The organism is Streptomonospora nanhaiensis (assembly GCF_026642255.1).
Lineage (GTDB): Bacteria > Actinomycetota > Actinomycetes > Streptosporangiales > Streptosporangiaceae > Nocardiopsis > Nocardiopsis tropica.
On record NZ_CP113264.1, the window covers coordinates 500,776 to 516,220 of the forward strand.

At 72.8% G+C, this 15,445-nt stretch carries 15 protein-coding genes; 7 read left to right on the top strand and 8 right to left on the bottom strand.

The window, feature by feature from the left end:
* Nucleotides 1-326 precede the first annotated feature (326 nt).
* A complete protein-coding gene (locus OUQ99_RS02265) occupies nucleotides 327-605 on the bottom strand; it encodes an Atu4866 domain-containing protein (RefSeq protein WP_267947750.1) in 279 nt (92 codons plus the stop codon).
* A 128-nt stretch (nucleotides 606-733) separates the two neighbouring features.
* Here OUQ99_RS02265 and OUQ99_RS02270 point away from each other — a divergent pair, with 128 nt between their 5' ends.
* Nucleotides 734-1,567 carry a helix-turn-helix transcriptional regulator gene (locus tag OUQ99_RS02270; protein ID WP_267947751.1) on the top strand — a complete coding sequence of 278 codons (834 nt, stop codon included), beginning with the start codon at nucleotides 734-736 and terminating at the stop codon, nucleotides 1,565-1,567.
* A gap of 27 nt (nucleotides 1,568-1,594) precedes the next feature.
* Here OUQ99_RS02270 and OUQ99_RS02275 read toward each other — a convergent pair whose 3' ends face one another.
* From OUQ99_RS02275 to OUQ99_RS02305, 7 genes are all read right to left on the bottom strand, one after another.
* Entirely contained in the window at nucleotides 1,595-2,560 is a 966-nt protein-coding gene (locus tag OUQ99_RS02275) for a nucleoside hydrolase (protein ID WP_267947752.1), read from the bottom strand.
* 250 nt (nucleotides 2,561-2,810) lie between these two features.
* Nucleotides 2,811-3,590, bottom strand: coding sequence for a phosphate ABC transporter ATP-binding protein PstB (gene pstB, locus OUQ99_RS02280; RefSeq protein WP_267947753.1), 780 nt, complete (start codon nucleotides 3,588-3,590; stop codon nucleotides 2,811-2,813).
* Nucleotides 3,591-3,646: 56 nt separating this feature from the next.
* Nucleotides 3,647-4,726, bottom strand: coding sequence for a phosphate ABC transporter permease PstA (gene pstA / locus OUQ99_RS02285; RefSeq protein WP_267947754.1), 1,080 nt, complete (start codon nucleotides 4,724-4,726; stop codon nucleotides 3,647-3,649).
* Nucleotides 4,726-5,688: a phosphate ABC transporter permease subunit PstC gene (gene pstC, locus OUQ99_RS02290; protein ID WP_267947755.1), complete on the bottom strand. Its 963-nt coding sequence runs from the start codon at nucleotides 5,686-5,688 to the stop codon at nucleotides 4,726-4,728. Before pstC ends, pstA begins: the two co-directional genes overlap by 1 nt.
* Nucleotides 5,689-6,019: 331 nt before the next feature.
* The gene (gene mshD, locus OUQ99_RS02295) at nucleotides 6,020-7,012 is read right to left on the bottom strand and encodes a mycothiol synthase (protein WP_267947756.1); all 993 of its coding nucleotides are present in this window, start codon (nucleotides 7,010-7,012) and stop codon (nucleotides 6,020-6,022) included.
* Nucleotides 7,013-7,217: 205 nt separating this feature from the next.
* Nucleotides 7,218-8,243: a hypothetical protein gene (locus OUQ99_RS02300; protein WP_267947757.1), complete on the bottom strand. Its 1,026-nt coding sequence runs from the start codon at nucleotides 8,241-8,243 to the stop codon at nucleotides 7,218-7,220.
* A gap of 274 nt (nucleotides 8,244-8,517) precedes the next feature.
* A complete protein-coding gene (locus tag OUQ99_RS02305; RefSeq protein WP_267947758.1) occupies nucleotides 8,518-9,285 on the bottom strand; it encodes a winged helix-turn-helix transcriptional regulator in 768 nt (255 codons plus the stop codon).
* A 109-nt stretch (nucleotides 9,286-9,394) separates the two neighbouring features.
* Here OUQ99_RS02305 and OUQ99_RS02310 point away from each other — a divergent pair, with 109 nt between their 5' ends.
* From OUQ99_RS02310 to OUQ99_RS02335, 6 genes are all read left to right on the top strand, one after another.
* Nucleotides 9,395-9,652 (top strand): MoaD/ThiS family protein, encoded by a 258-nt coding sequence (locus OUQ99_RS02310; RefSeq protein WP_267947759.1) that lies wholly within the window; start codon nucleotides 9,395-9,397, stop codon nucleotides 9,650-9,652.
* A 34-nt stretch (nucleotides 9,653-9,686) separates the two neighbouring features.
* On the top strand, nucleotides 9,687-9,953 hold the full coding sequence (locus OUQ99_RS02315; RefSeq protein ID WP_267947760.1) for a glutaredoxin family protein: 267 nt from the start codon (nucleotides 9,687-9,689) through the stop codon (nucleotides 9,951-9,953).
* Between the two features lie 305 nt (nucleotides 9,954-10,258).
* Nucleotides 10,259-10,954, top strand: a complete 696-nt coding sequence (locus OUQ99_RS02320; protein WP_267947761.1) for a redox-sensing transcriptional repressor Rex — start codon at nucleotides 10,259-10,261, stop codon at nucleotides 10,952-10,954.
* A gap of 142 nt (nucleotides 10,955-11,096) precedes the next feature.
* On the top strand, nucleotides 11,097-12,605 hold the full coding sequence (locus tag OUQ99_RS02325) for a glutamyl-tRNA reductase (RefSeq protein ID WP_267947762.1): 1,509 nt from the start codon (nucleotides 11,097-11,099) through the stop codon (nucleotides 12,603-12,605).
* Nucleotides 12,602-13,564, top strand: coding sequence for a hydroxymethylbilane synthase (gene hemC, locus OUQ99_RS02330; RefSeq protein WP_267947763.1), 963 nt, complete (start codon nucleotides 12,602-12,604; stop codon nucleotides 13,562-13,564). Before OUQ99_RS02325 ends, hemC begins: the two co-directional genes overlap by 4 nt.
* 106 nt (nucleotides 13,565-13,670) lie before the next feature.
* The gene (locus OUQ99_RS02335; RefSeq protein ID WP_267947764.1) at nucleotides 13,671-15,359 is read left to right on the top strand and encodes a uroporphyrinogen-III synthase; all 1,689 of its coding nucleotides are present in this window, start codon (nucleotides 13,671-13,673) and stop codon (nucleotides 15,357-15,359) included.
* Nucleotides 15,360-15,445 lie beyond the last annotated feature (86 nt).

The following is a 15,445-nucleotide window of genomic DNA, read 5'->3' on the forward strand; positions in this document are numbered from 1 at the left end:
CCTCCCACCGGTGGTCGCCACGTGCCTCGGCGGTCGCCGGGGACCGGGGTCCGGCGACCGGCCGGGCAAGCTCCCGGTGCGCTCCGGCGACGGGGGGAGGCCCTCCGTCGCGGTCAGGGCGGGCGGTGCCATGAGAGGCCCCTCTCGTTCGTGTCCGGTGACGCGGGTCCGGACACCACGAGACCCCGTGCCCTCACGGCACACTCAAGGGCCGGCGGCTGTGAGGCACGACACGCGGCCGGGGCGGGAGCGGGCGACGGGCACGCCCTCCCCGCCCGTCGCGGGGCCGGCGGGAGGGCCGTGCCCCCGCCCGCCCGGGGAGCCGCTCACGCCTCCCTGTAGAGGACCAGGTGCTCGTGGTGGAGCACGCCGTCCCGGATGTCGCCGGTGGCGGTGAAGCCCGTGTCGTCCACGTAGTCGATGTGGTTCCCGGTCACCGTGTAGCGGCCGGTGTACGCACTGCGCCTCGTGCCGCGCGCCTCGTCGTACCGCCCGTCGGGGCGGAGCTCCTGCCGGATGTGGCCGTCCGCGGTCGTCCACATGCCCACCACGTCCGGCCGCCGCTCCCCGTTCGCTCCCGCTGTGCTCTCCGTGTTCGTCGCCACTGTCCCGTGCCTCCTCGGTGATCGGTTCCCCCGGAGTCTGGGGCGCCGGGACCGGACCGGCCAGGACGCCCCGTGCCAGGGAGTGGCACACCCAGGCAGCCCGCCGGACTCCGGCGTAGCCTGGGCGCATGAGCGGCAACGACCTCGGAGACCTCCTACGCGCGCACAGGGCCCGGATCCGTCCGGAGGACGCCGGAGTGCCCACCTACGGACCCCGCAGGGTCGCGGGCCTGCGCCGAGAGGAGGTGGCGGTCCTGGCAGGCATGAGCAGCGACTACTACGCCCGACTGGAGCAGGGGAGGGAGCGCAACCCGTCGGCGCAGGTGCTCGAGGCCGTCAGCGCGGTCCTGAGGCTCGACGACGACACCCGGGAGCACCTGTACCGCCTGGCGGGCGCGGTGCCCGAGGACGCGCGCCGCCGCGACGCGGTGGAGACGGTAGCCCCGGAGCTGCGCCAGCTCCTCGACGGGTACCCCAACACCCCGGCGTTCGTGCTCAACCCCGCCCTGGACATCCTGGCCGCCAACGCGCTGGCCGGGGCGCTGTTCTCGCCGTTCGCGAGGGCGGACAACCTGGCCCGCATGGTCTTCCTCGATCCGGCCGCACGCTCCTTCTACGCGAGGTGGGAGCGGGCGGCGCGCATGACGGCGGCGAGCCTGCGCCACGCGGCGGGGCTGGACCCGCACCACCCCGGGCTCGTCTCGCTGGTCGCGGAGCTGACCGGCGGTAGCGCGGACTTCGCCGACCTCTGGCGGTCCCACACCGTGCGCGGCAAGACCGGCGAGGCCAAGGAGTTCGTCCACCCGGACGTCGGGGCGCTCTCGCTGGTCTACCAGTCCTTCGACGTGCGCGGGGCCCGGGGCCAGCAGCTCGTGATCTACCACGCCGAGCCCGGGAGCAGGAGCGCGCAGGCGCTGGCGCTGCTGGGCACGAGCGACGCGACGCGGCGGGCCGAGGTGTGAGGGGGCGCGGGACGTCTCCGCCGCGTCCTACAGCCCGGTGATCGCCCGGGCGGGGGAGGTGCGCCGGGACAGCACCTCGACGAGGTGGTCGAAGAACCCTTCGGCGTCGATCTCCTCGATCACCGTCGCGTTGGGCTCCAGCCCGTGCACGCCCCAGGACATGGCCGAGTAGCCGCGGGTCAGCTCCCCGGCGGTCTCCACGTCCACGTGGTAGCGCCCGGCGCGGCGCACCAGCTCCGGGCGGAGCAGGACGGCGGCGGTCAGCGAGTCGGGGTGGGTGGTGCCGTCGATCCCCACCCTGCGGTCGAACTCCAGCGTGGCGGAGCAGACCCGGCCGAAGAAGTCGGCCAGCGGAGTGCCGATCGCGGCGAGGGCGTCCAGCCGCTCCTGGCCGAACACGGCCTGGCGGAGGGTCAGCGGGTCCCACGGGACCACGGTGACGTCGAAGCCCGCCCCGAAGACGGCCTTGGCCGCCTCGGGGTCCACGTAGAAGTTGAACTCGGCGGCGGCCGTGATGTTGCCGCGCCCGTTGTTGGACCCGCCCATGACGTACAGGGCGCGCACGTTGCGGACGAAGCCGGGGTCCTTGGCGACGGCCATCGCGATGTTGGTCAGCGGACCGATCGCCACCACGGACAGCTCGCCGGGGTTCTCGGCGGCCAGCCGGACGAGGGCGTCCACCGCGTGCTCGGACTCCGGCTCCAGTCCCGCCTGGTCCATCGACAGCCCGCCCGAACCGTCGCCGTGGACGTTCTCCGCGCTCACCCACGGGCGGGTCAGCGGGCGGCGGCAGCCCAGGTACACGGGCACCTCGCCCAGGCGCCCGGCCACGTTGAGGGTGAGGAAGGCGTTGCGCACCTGCTGGTCGAAGCCGACGTTCCCCGCGACCATGGTGACGGCGCGCAGGTCCGCCCCGGGGTCCAGCAGCCCGACGAGGAGCGCGACGCAGTCGTCCTGCGCGGTGTCGGTGTCGATCACCAGGGGTGTGGCCACGCCTTCTTCTCCTTCGGGTCCCCCGCGGGGGATGCACAGGGGGTCGGTCGGTTGCAGGCGCCGACCCCGACCAGGGCCCTTCGGCCGGAGCGCCCCACCATCGCTGGGCGTCCGTCTGGACCGGGCTGGCTTTTCTTCTAGCCGGAGCGCCCCACCATCGCTGGGCGCTCGTTCTGGGTGGCGCGGGTTCTCTTTGACCGAAGCGCCCCACCATCGCTGGGCGTCCGTCTGGACCGGGCTGGCTTTTCTTCTAGCCGAAACGCCCAGTGATATAGTTCTCGGTCTCCTTCTTCTCCGGCCGGGTGAACATCTGGTTGGTCTCGCCCATCTCGACGAGCCTGCCCGGCTTGCCCGGGGCCGACAGGTTGAAGAACGCGGTCCGGTCGGACACGCGCGCCGCCTGCTGCATGTTGTGGGTGACGATGACGATCGTGTAGTCCTCCTTCAGCTGGTGAATGAGGTCCTCGATCGCCAGGGTCGAGATCGGGTCCAGGGCGGAGCACGGCTCGTCCATCAGCAGCACGGACGGCTTCACGGCCGTCGCGCGGGCGATGCACAGGCGCTGCTGCTGGCCGCCGGAGAGGCCGGAACCGGGCTTGTTCAGCCGGTCCTTGACCTCCTCCCAGAGGTTGGCGCCGCGCAGCGACCGCTCCACCAGCTCGTCGGCCTCGGAGCGGCTCATCCGGCGGTTGTTGAGGCGGGCGCCGGCGATGACGTTGTCGTAGATCGACATGGTCGGGAACGGGTTGGCCTTCTGGAAGACCATGCCGACCTCGCTGCGCACCATGACCGGGTCCACGTCGGGGCCGTAGACGTCCAGGTCGTCCAGGAGGACCTTGCCCTCGGCCCGGGCGCCCGGGGTGACCTCGTGCATCCGGTTGAGGGTCCGCAGGAAGGTGGACTTGCCGCAGCCGGACGACCCGATGAACGCCGTCACCGACCGCGGCTCGATGGTCATCGACACGTCCTCGACGGCCTTGAAGTCGCCGTAGTAGACGTTGAGGCCGGAGACGTCGATTCGTTTCGCCACTGGAAATTCCTCGTGAGTCTGCTCCACGCGCGGGACGTGGGCGGTGGGTGTAGGGATCAACGGGCCTTCGGCGCGAACAGGCGGCCGATCATGCGGGCCAGGAAGAACAGCAGCATGACCACAAGGATCAGCGTCAGCGCCGCGGCCCAGGCCCTCTCGTAGTTGACGGCGCCGCCCATGCGGACCTGGGAGTAGATGAACACTGGAAGGCTCATCATCTGCCCGTCGAACAGGTTCCAGTTGATGGACACCGCCGACGATCCCGCGGTGAGGATCAGGGGCGCCGTCTCTCCGATAACACGCGCGATGGCGAGCATGATTCCTGTGGTCAGCCCGGCGGCCGAGGTGGGGAGCACCACCTTGGTGATGGTCCGCCACTTGGGGACGCCGAGGGCGTACGAGGCCTCGCGCAGGTCCTGGGGCACCAGCCGCAGCATCTCCTCGCTGGAGCGGACCACGACCGGGATCATCAGCACGGCGAGCGAGATCGCGCCCGCGGCGCCGTTGGTCGCGCCCGGTCCGAAGAGGATGATCCACAGGGCCACGACGAACAGACCGGCGACGATCGACGGGATGCCGGTCATGACGTCGACGAAGAACATGATGGTCCGCTTCATGCGGCCCTCGGCGTACTCGACCAGGTACACGGCGGTCATGACGCCGATCGGCACCGAGATGAGCGTGGCCATGCCGGTGATCGCGAGGGTGCCCACGATCGCGTGGTAGGCGCCGCCCGCGTCCATGCTCGGCAGGACGCCGTTCATGGAGACCGACAGGAAGTAGGGGTCGAACCGGGCGAGGCCGTTGCCGAGCACGGTCCACAGCACGGACACCAGCGGCAGCATCGCGAGCAGGAAGCAGCCGTAGACGAGCGAGGTGACCAGGCGGTCCCTGGCCTTGCGGCCGCCCTCGACCCGGGCGGACGCGGTCACGACGATCACCGTGTACGCGACGGCGGTGAGCAGCCCCCACAGGACGAACCCGAAGGAGGAGAAGGCCAGCAGGACCCCCGCCACGACGGCGGCGGTCGCGGCCAGCAGCAGGGCCGGGAAGTGGTGGGGCAGGGAACCGCGGCGCAGGTCGTTCGCGGTGGCGCTCATCCCGGGCCCGGGCGGCGGCGTGGTCGTCAGGCTCATCAGGACTCCTTGTTCCCACGCGCCACGACGTAGCGTGCGCCCATGTTGACAACCAGGGTGATCGCGAACAGCACCAGTCCGGCGGCGATCAGCGCGGACACGCCGTAGCCGGTGGCCTCGGGGTACTGGAGCGCGATGTGCCCGGCGATGGTCTGGTTGCCGCTCTGGAGGAGGTTCCAGGAGACGGCGAGGGAGGGGGAGAGGATCATGGCGACGGCCATGGTCTCGCCGAGGGCGCGCCCCATGCCGAGCATGGCGCCGCCGACGATGCCGGACTTGCCGAACGGCAGGACGGCGAGGCGGATCATCTCCCAGCGGGTGGCGCCCATGGCGAGCGCGGCCTCGCGGTGCCCCTGGGGCACCTGGTGGAAGACGTCGCGGGACATCGCGGTGATGATCGGCAGGATCATCACGGCCAGGACGACGCCGGCGGTCAGGATGGTGCGCGCCGACGTGGAGGCGGGGCCCGCGAAGAGGGGGATCCAGCCGAGGTAGCGGGTCATGCCCTCGTACACGGGCACGAGCTGGGGGGCCAGGAAGCCGATGCCCCACAGGCCGTAGACGACGCTGGGGATGGCGGCGAGCAGGTCGACCAGGTAGCCGAGCAGGGACGCCAGCCTGCGGGGCGCGTAGTAGACGATGAAGAGCGCGATGCCGATCGCGACCGGGGTGGCCAGGAGGAGCGCGATCGCGGCGGCGAGCACGGTGCCGAACGCCAGCGCGCCCACGCCGAACGCGGGCGACTCGCGGACGTTGGCCTCCCATTCCTGGGAGGTCAGGAAGTTCGCGGTGTTGGCGGCCAGGGACGGCCAGGCCTGAACGATCAGGAAGGCGGCGACGCCGGCGAGGATCAGCAGGATCAGGATGCCCGAGCCTCGGGCGGTGCCGGCGAAAACGACGTCGCCCATCCGGCGCTTGCCCGTGGGCGGGGGTGCCGCCTTGGGCGCGTCCGTGGTCGTCATGGATTGGCTCCGGTTCGGAAGGGTTGCAGTGCGGGTCGCCGGGGTGGCGCGGTGTGCACCGGACACCCCCGTGTGCGCCTGTTCTCGTTGTTCCGGGCGGTTCCGCCGCTCCCCGCGCGGGGTCGTCCCCGCCGGGGGCGCCGTGCCCGCTCCTGGCCGTCCGGCGGCCGCGGTCTCACGTCCACCGTGCGCGAAATGGTCGTTCCGCGCCGATTGTGAAGGTAGGCGTAGGAGGTGACCAGTTGTCCCAGAGAAGGTGAACGTGGGGTGAACGAGGCGTCGCACTACCGTGGCGGAAGGGCGATTGCCCGGTGAATGTGATCAGCCGCACTCAGGCGGGAGGCCGCCGGTCACCGGTGGCGGGCGGCGCATACATGACGTCGGTGTCCCACATGCCGAACCCGAGCGACTCGTACAGGCGCACCGCGGCCTCGTTGTCACCGTCCACGTAGAGGTGGACCCACGGCAGGCCGGCGTCGCGCAGGTGCCGCAGACCGGCCAGGGTCAGGGCTCTCCCCAGGCCGCTGCCCTGCCACGACGGGGCCACTCCCACCGCGTAGACCTCGCCGACGGGCTCGCCGTCGGTGAGCCCGGCGCCGTCGGCGTGGGTCTTGGTCCAGTGGAACGCGGCGACCTTCCCCTCCTTGGTGGTGGCGAGGAAGAAGCCGCGCGGGTCGAACCAGTCCTCGACCTCGCGCTGGAGCAGGTCGTCCAGGGTGAGCTGGCCCTGCTCGGGGTGGTCGGCGAACGCGAGCGCGTTGGCGGCCAGCCACGCCTCCTCGTCCTGGCCCACGACGAACTCCCGCACCCGCACGGCGGCGGCCACGTCGGGCCGGAGCGCGGGTTCGGGGAGTTCGGGCGCCGTCCAGGGGCCCCCGGCCTCGTCGGCCGCGATGTCGCGCAGCGGCATCCGCATCTTGTACAGGGAGCGGACGGCGGTCCAGCCGTCGCCCTCCGCGACCGAGACGGCCTGCGGGGTGCGTCCGTGGGCCCACACCCGGACCCCCCGAGGGCCCGCGTCCCGGTCGACGGAGCGGAGCAGGGCCGTGCCGTGTCCGCGGTCCCGGTACTCGGGGCCGACGACGACCTCGCCGGAGTCGGGTTCGCCGGGGACCCGCTCGACGAACGCGAAACCGACCACGCGGCCGTCCTCGGTCACGACGTGGAAGCGGCTGCTCCCGGAGGGCGCGCCGTGGCGGACGCGCAGCAGGGTGTGCTCGGACAGCGGAGCGACACCGTCCGCGCGGCGGGCGGACTCGGAGAGTGCCAGGACCTGGTCGGCGAGGCCGGAGGCCAGGTCATCGGTGACTAGCGGGGTGCTCATGGACGGAAAGCCTACGACGGGACGCCCATAAAGGTTCCGTCAACCTCGCATAGGGAGGCTTTTGTCCTGTTCAGCGGCTCGGAACCCGGGATGTGGGCCGCGTGGCGCGCTCCTGTTCCGGCGGCGCGGGCCCGGAACGGCGTGCCGGGGCCCGGGACGCTTCCGGCGCCTCCCGGCGTGAAGGGGACCCACGCGGTCAGCGGGGTCACCCCTTGCGGCGCTTGCCCTGGTATCCGCCGCCGATGCGGACGCGGCGCACGGGAGCGAGCGGCGCGGCGAGCAGGAGCGCGAGGAGGAGCGCCGCGAGCAGCACCGCCGGAGCCATGTTCGGCCCCATGTCGCCGTGGTCCGCGGCCACCTCCGTCCCGTCGAGGTCGTCGTCGGACGGGGGGGACACCAGCGGCAGCTCGGCGAGGTCCTCGGAGCCGGGGGCGACCTCGGGCAGGTCGGCGTCGTTGCGCGGCAGGGTCGGGATCTCGGCGCCGGTGGTGGGCACGTCGCCCACGCCGCCGCGGGGGGTACCGGGGCTCGCCGTCGGGCTGCTGGAGCCGCGGTCGCGGTCGCGGTCGCGGTCGCGGCCGTCGCCACCGCCACCGGGAGACCGGGTGGGGGCCGGGTCGGAGCTCGAAGGCGGGTCCGACGGGGTGCGGGTCGGTTCCTCGGTGGGCGTTCCGGTGGGTGTCTCGGTGGGAGTCCCGGTGGGCCCGCCGGTGGGGGAGGGCGAGGGGTCCGGCTTGGCCATGGACACCGACCACGTCCCGGTGGAGACGGTGTGGGTGACCGAGGGCTCCAGGACGGAGCAGTCCGCGCCCTCCTCGGCGAGCGCGTAGGTCAGGGTCGCGACGACGTCGGTAGACCGGCGGGGCGAGCCGGTGACGACACCCGCGGACGCCTTCTCCCCGGGCGCCACCTCCTGCCGGGCGAACCCGGAGGAGGTGAAGTCCTCGCCCCGCACCTCCAGGTCGAGCAGGCAGACGGCGAGGCCGCCGGTGTTGACGGCGGTGACCGCGTTGGGAGGGGCGGGCCTGCCCGGCTCGACCTCGCTGGCGCTGTTCTCGAAGGCGACGACGGCGGAGGGGACGGGGGCGGGGGAGGGGCTCTCGGAACCGGTCTGGTCCGCGTACGCCGGTGACATCACGGCGACGAGGCCGGAACCGACGAAGACGGCGCCGAGGACGACACCCGTACGGCGGCGGTGGGAGGGCGGGGAACTCGCGGCGTTCAGGGGCATCGGGGCGATTCACTCCTCAGGGTGGCGCGCCAAGGCTGCTTCGGCCGCACCCGGCCGCGAGGAGCTCGCCGCGCCTGACCGACCCCGGGGTTCGGGTGCCCCACGATCTTAGGACCTGCGGCCACGGAAGACGAGTGTCCGGGTGATGCCGTTATGTCATCGGTCCGGCCGGGTTCTCCGCGCGCGGTGCGCGGACGACCCCGGGGCGCCGTGCGCTGGTGCGCGGCGCCCCGGAGTGCTCACGGTCGTGGTGTCCCGGCCCTCCTGTGCGGGGCTACTTGGTGCTGGGCTCGGCGGTCCGGGCCGCGGGCAGCGGGTCCGCCGCCTCGGGCGGCGGCACGGGCGCCTTGGCGACCGGGTCGGGGACGAACCTGTACCCGACGTTGCGCACGGTGCCGATCAGCGACTCGTACTCCGAGCCGAGCTTGGCGCGCAGGCGCCGGACGTGGACGTCGATGGTCCGGGTGCCGCCGAAGTAGTCGTAGCCCCATACCTCCTGGAGCAGCTGGGCCCGGGTGAACACCCGGCCGGGGTGCTGCGCCAGGAACTTGAGGAGCTCGAACTCCTTGAAGGTGAGGTCGAGGATGCGTCCCCTCAGCCGTGCGATGTAGGTGGCCTCGTCGATCACGAGGTCGCCCCGGCGGATCTCGTCGGGGTCGTCGGTCCCGGCCTCGGCGGAGCCGACGGCCAGACGGAGCCGTGCCTCGACCTCCGCCGGGCCGGCGGAGGTCAGGATGAAGTCGTGGACCTGCCAGTCGGGTGTGAGCGCCGCGACGCCGCCCTCGGTGAGGACGACGAGCAGCGGGCAGTCCAGCCCCGTGGTGTCGAGCAGGCGGCAGAAGTTCCTGGCCGCGGCGAGGTCGGTACGGGCGTCGACCAGAATGGCGTCGACGGGCGAGTTCGAGTTGCCGCTCACTCCTGACGCCAGCAGGGCTCCGGCCTCCGCGGGAGCCACCCGCACGGAGTGCAGGAGGAGTCCGAGGGCCGGCAGCACGTGGTCGGACGGTTCGTTGGAGTTCGTCAACAGCAGCAGATGGCTCATGCGTCTCTTCTCGTCAACCCGCGCTATGCGGACGATCGAAGGCGCCATTGCCCCCGGTGAAGATTTGTCTAATACGTCGCCTCCGAGCAACACCAAGGATAATCAACAGATGGCGAAGTGCACTATCAGGTACTGGGCAGCGGCCAAGGAAGCGGCCGGAACAGCGCAGGAGGACGTGGAGGCGGACACTCTGGCCGAAGCGCTCGAAGCGGCGTGTCGTCTGCACCCCGACGACCGCTTCCTGCGCGTACTCGGGGCTTCGTCGCTCCTGGTGGACGAGCGGCCCGTGGGAGCGCGGCCCCATGGCGCGGTCGCGGTCGCCGACGGGACTGTGATCGAGGTCCTACCGCCCTTCGCCGGCGGCTGAGATGTTCCGGAATCAGACGCAATCAGGAGGAAACATGACGGAAATCCCCGAATGGGCTGGGCGTGCGCGCGTGGTGATGCTCGGCAGGGCGGGGTGCCACCTGTGCGAGGACGCGTGGCGGACCATCGGCGCCGTCGCGGACGAGGTCGGGGCGAGCCGTGCGGAGGTGGACCTCGACGGGGTGGACGAGGCCGACCGCGAGGAGTACTGGGACAAGATCCCGGTCACGTTCGTGGACGGGAGGCGCCACGACTTCTGGCGTGTCCGGGAGGACCGGCTGCGCTCGGCGCTCGGCGGCTGAAGGGCGGATTCTCCGGGGGCCGAGCGGTTTCGTCCGCGAATACCCCCGCCCGTGCCATTCCGGCTGTCCTGAATCGGTGAGCGTGCTCCCTCCTTTTTCCGAGGGTTCCCGGAGAACCCCGCGCATGGGAACTTCTGATCACGGAGTCACAGCGGGCCCCACTTTGTGCGTGCTTTCACAAGCACGTAATCTAGGTCCACAGCCCCCGTCGGGAGCACACTCGCGCGTATCCCGGGACCCGGCCGCGCACCCGCACCCGCCCCCGTGCCCCGTCCGCACCGACCGCCGCTCAGGAGCGCCCGCCTGTGATCAGTCGTCCACCACGGCCCCGGGAGAGGGGTATCCCGGAGGCCACCGTCGCCCGGCTCCCCGTCTACCTGCGCGCGCTCCAGTCCCTCCAGGACCGCGGCACCCTCACCGTCTCCTCCGAGGACCTCGCCTCCGCCGCCGGCGTCAACTCCGCGAAACTCCGCAAGGACCTGTCCCACCTCGGCTCCTACGGGACCCGCGGGGTGGGCTACGAGGTCCAGTACCTCGTCTATCAGATCTCACGTGAGCTTGGTCTCACCCAGGACTGGGCCGTGGCCATCGTCGGCATCGGCAACCTCGGCCGCGCACTGGCCAACTACGGGGGTTTCGGCACCCGCGGCTTCCGCATAGCGGCCCTCCTCGACGCCGACCCCGAGATGGTCGGGCAGAGCGTGGCGTCCCTGGACGTGAGGCATATTGACAACCTGGAGGACGTCGTCCGTTCCAAGGGCGTTTCCATAGGAGTCATCACCACGCCCGCGGCCTCGGCCCAGGGCGTCGCCACCCGCTTCGTGGAGGCGGGGGTGAGCAGCATCCTCAACTTCGCGCCGGTCGTGCTCAATGTGCCGGACGGGGTCGATGTGCGTAAGGTCGACTTGTCCATCGAACTCCAGATCCTCGCCTTCCACGCGCAGCGCAGGGCGGACGGCGACGGCCGTGCCGCGGAACGGGCGGGACTGGAACTGACATGAGACGGGTACCGGCCGGAGAAGCCGGTCGGAGCGGTGGGCGAAGAGCGAGCGTGCGCCGCGTTCCGGGGGGCTGGCCACGGGGGCCGGCCGACGTGCCGGAGCATAGAGAGACGCTGTGTCGTGCCTGCATAGGAGAATGCGGATGAGTGTCCTGGCCGTGGGGTTGAGCCACCGGAGTTCGCCGGTGGCGCTGCTCGAACGCGTCGCGCTGAACGGGGAGGCGCGCACCAAGGCGGTCGGGGAGATGGTCGGCTCCGACTCCGTCAACGAGGTCATGGTGGTCTCCACCTGCAACCGGACGGAGGTCTACGCCGACGTCGAGGCCTTCCACGGCGGAGTGGCGGCCATCACCGAACTCCTCTCCTGGCACAGCGGGGTGCCGCTCGGGGAACTCTCCGAACACCTCTACGTGCACTACGAGGACCGCGCCGTCCAGCACCTGTTCTCGGTCACGTGCGGCCTGGACTCCATGGTCGTCGGCGAGGGCCAGATCCTCGGACAGGTGCGCGACGCCCTCAAGGAGGGACAGGACACCGGTTCCGTCGGCCGCGTCCTCAACGACCTCGGCCAGAGGGCCCTGCGGGTGGGCAAGCGCGCCCACACCGAGACCCACCTCGACCACGCGGGCGCCGACATGGTCAGCTTCGGCCTCACCGTCGCCGCCCGCGACCTGGGCCTGGGCCCGACCGGAGCGGACGAGACCACCGCCGACCGGACGGTCCCCGCCGTGGGCGCGGTCCCGCCCGTGGGCTGCCCCATGTCCGCGTCGGCCGGCGACACCGGCGACGGGCCCGGGCTCGCCCGGCCCTCCCGCGGGCCCCTCTCCGGCCTGCGCGTCCTGGTCCTCGGCGCGGGGTCCATGAGCGCGCTGTCGGCCAACACCGTCTCCCGCCAGGGCGCCGCGACCGTCGTCGTCGCCAACCGCACGCCCGAGCGCGCCGCCCGGCTCGCCGAGTGCCTCACCGAGGCCTACGACACCGTCCGCTCCCGGTCCGTCCCCTTCGCGGACGCCGCAGGGGTCCTCGCCGACGTCGACCTCGTCATCTCCTGCACCGGGGCCCAGGGCCTGGTCCTGACCGCCGACGCCGTCGCCGAGGCCACGGCCGGCCGCACCCGGCCCCTGGTCTTCCTCGACCTCGCGCTGCCCCGCGACATCGACCCCGCCGTGCGCGACCTGCCCGGTGTGCGCCTCGTCGACATCGAGGACCTGCGCCTGGCCGCGGCCACCGGCTCCGCCGGCGGGGGCGGCGACCGCTCCAGCGCCCTCACCCTCGTACGCGGGATCGTCGACGAGGAGGTCACCGAGTTCCGCACGGTCCGCCGCGCGAACCAGGTCACCCCCACCGTCGTCGCCCTGCGCTCCCAGGCCAGGGACGTCGTCGAGGCGGAGCTGTCCAGACTCCACGGCCGCCTGCCCGACGACATCGACGACCGCACGCGGGAGGAGATCACCCGCGCGATGCGCCGGGTCGCCGACAAGCTCCTCCACCGGCCCACCGTGCGCGTCAAGGAACTGGCCGCCGCGCCGGACGGCGAGTCCTACGAGGCGGCCCTGCGGCAACTCTTCGACCTCGACCCCAAGACCCCGGAGGCGCTGACCGCCTCCGGCGGTCCCAGCACCGCGGCGCGGTCCGCACAGGAGAAGGCATGACCGGCACTCCCGCCAAACTCGGCACGCGTCGCAGCACCATGGCGACCAGCCAGTCCCGGATGGTCGCGGACGCGATCACCGAGCGCACCGGCCAGGCCATCGAACTGGAGCTGATCACCAGCTTCGGCGACGTCACCAAGGCCCACCTGACCCAGCTCGGCGGCACCGGGGTGTTCGTCAACGCCCTGCGCGACGAACTCGTCGCGGGCACCATCGACTTCGCCGTCCACTCCCTCAAGGACCTGCCCACGGCCCCCGCCGACGGGCTCGTCCTCGCCGCCGTGCCCGAGCGCGACGACCCCCGCGACGCCCTGTGCGCCCGCGACGGGCTCGCGTTCGCCGACCTGCCCGCCGGGGCCAGGGTCGGCACCGGCTCCCCGCGCCGGGTCGCCCAGCTCGCGGCCCTCCGCCCGGACCTCACCTACCTGCCCATCCGAGGAAACGCCGAGACGCGCCTGGGCAAGGTCGCCTCCGGCGAGCTCGACGCGGTCGTCCTCGCCTACGCCGGCCTCGGCCGCGTCGGCCGGATGGACGACGTCACCGACGTCTTCGAGCCGGAGCAGATGCTGCCCGCTCCCGGACAGGGCGCCCTCGCCGTGGAGTGCTCGGCCGAGCGCCGCGACGGCGACCTCGCCTACCTCGCCACCGTCGACCACCCCGCCACCCGCGTCGCCGTCGTCGCCGAGCGCACCGTCCTCTCCGAGCTGGAGGCCGGGTGCGCCGCCCCGGTCGGCGCCTACGCCGAGTACGACGCCGGGACGGGGAGCCTGCGCCTGCGCGCGGCCGTCGTCTCCACCGACGGCACCGCCTCCGTGCGCGGCGAGCGCACCGCCGACCTCGCCTCGACCGGTGACCTGGCCGCCGCCACCGCGCTCGGCCGCGACCTGGCACGCAGCATGATCGGTGAGGGCGCCGACCGGATCGTCGCCGAGGCCTTCGCCGAGAGGGACACACCCTGACCAGGAGTCGACGGCGGGGCGCCTCGGCCGCACCCCGCCGCACCCGCCGGCGCCCCGGAGAACTCCGCGCACGGGGACGCCGGCGACCACACAGAGGAGCCAGTACGTGAACGCCAACGCCAACTCCCAGCCGGAGGAGCCCCGCGCCGCCGCCCGGTCCGGGCACGTCGCCCTGGTCGGGACCGGTCCGGGCGGCGCCGATCTGCTGACCCTGCGCGGCGCCGAGCTGCTGAGGCGCGCCGACGTGGTCGTCACCCTGCGGGAGCCCGCCGCCGAGGAGCTGGCGGGCTTCCGCGAGGAACTCCTCTCCCACTGCTCCGATGGCGTCTCCGTCCTCCAGGCCGACGAGTGCGGCGGAGACCTCAACGCCCTCGCCGTCGCCCGCGCCCGCGAGGGGCAGCGGGTCGTGCGCCTGTACTCCGGCGACCCGTTCTTCGGCTGCCGCGGCGCCGACCTCGTCGCCGCCTGCGAGGAGGCCGGGGTCGAGGTCGAGGTCGCCCCGGGCGTCTCCGCCGTCACCTCCGTCCCCACGTTCGCGGGCCTTCCGCTGATGGGCGACGGCGTCCCCGAGGTGCGGATCCTCAACGCCCGCCCGCACGGCAAGGCCGAGGTCGACTGGAACGAGGCCGCCGCGAGCGACGCCACCCTGGTCATCATGGGCGGAGACGCCCCCGCCGAGGAGCCGCCCGAACACCGCGGCCCCGGCCTCGACGTGCTCTGCAAGACCCTCGTCGCGGGCGGCCGGCCCGCGAGCACCCCGGTCTCCGTCGTGCGCGCGGGCGGGACCACCCGGCAGACCACGGTCACCTCGACCCTGGCCCGTCTGGTCGCCGACCTGAAGGCCAAGGACGCCAAGAACCACCACGCCACCGCGCCCGCGCTCATGATCGTCGGACCCGGCGCCGCGCGCAGGCCCGAGCTGTCCTGGTACGAGGGGCGCCCGCTCTTCGGCTGGCGCGTCCTGGTGCCCCGCACCAAGGAGCAGGCCGCGGCCCTGTCCGACCAGCTGCGCGGTTACGGCGCGGTGCCGGAGGAGGTGCCGACCATCTCGGTGGAGCCGCCGCGCACCCCGCAGCAGATGGAGCGCGCCGTCCGCGGGCTGGTCACCGGCCGCTACCAGTGGGTGGCGTTCACCTCCGTCAACGCGGTCAGGGCGATCCGCGAGCGCCTGGAGTCCTACGGCCTCGACGCGCGCGCGTTCGCCGGGGTCAAGGTCGCCGTCGTCGGGGAGGCCACCGCCGACGCTGTGCGCGAGTTCGGCATCCAGCCCGACCTGACACCGCCGGAGGACGCCCAGTCCAGCGCCGGCCTGGTGTCGGTGTGGCCGCCCTACGACGACGAGATCGACCCGATCGAGCGGGTCCTGCTGCCCCGCGCCGACATCGCCACCGACACCCTCGTCGCGGGCCTGACCGACCTCGGCTGGGAGACCGACGACGTCACCGCCTACCGCACGGTGCGCGCCGCCCCCCCGCCCGCGCCCGTCCGGGAGGCGATCAAGGGCGGTGGTTTCGACGCGGTCATGTTCACGTCCTCCTCCACGGTGCGCAACCTGGTGGGGATCGCGGGCAAGCCGCACAACACCACCGTCATCGCGGTGATCGGCCCGGAGACGGAGCGGACCGCCGTCGAGTTCGGCCTGCGCGTCGACGTGGTGGCTCCCAAAGCCTCGGTTTCGGCCCTCGCCCGGGCCCTCTCGGAGTACGGTGCCGCCAGGAGCCGCGAAGCCGTCGAGTCCGGCAAGCCCGTCCTCAAGCCCAGCCAGAAGCGCCGCGGACGCCGACGCAAACTGTAGACCGCCCACGCGGTCGGACGCCGTGCAGGCCGGTGCCCCCGGCCGCAGGGGGTGCCGAACCGACGGTGTCCACGGTCCGCCCCGCA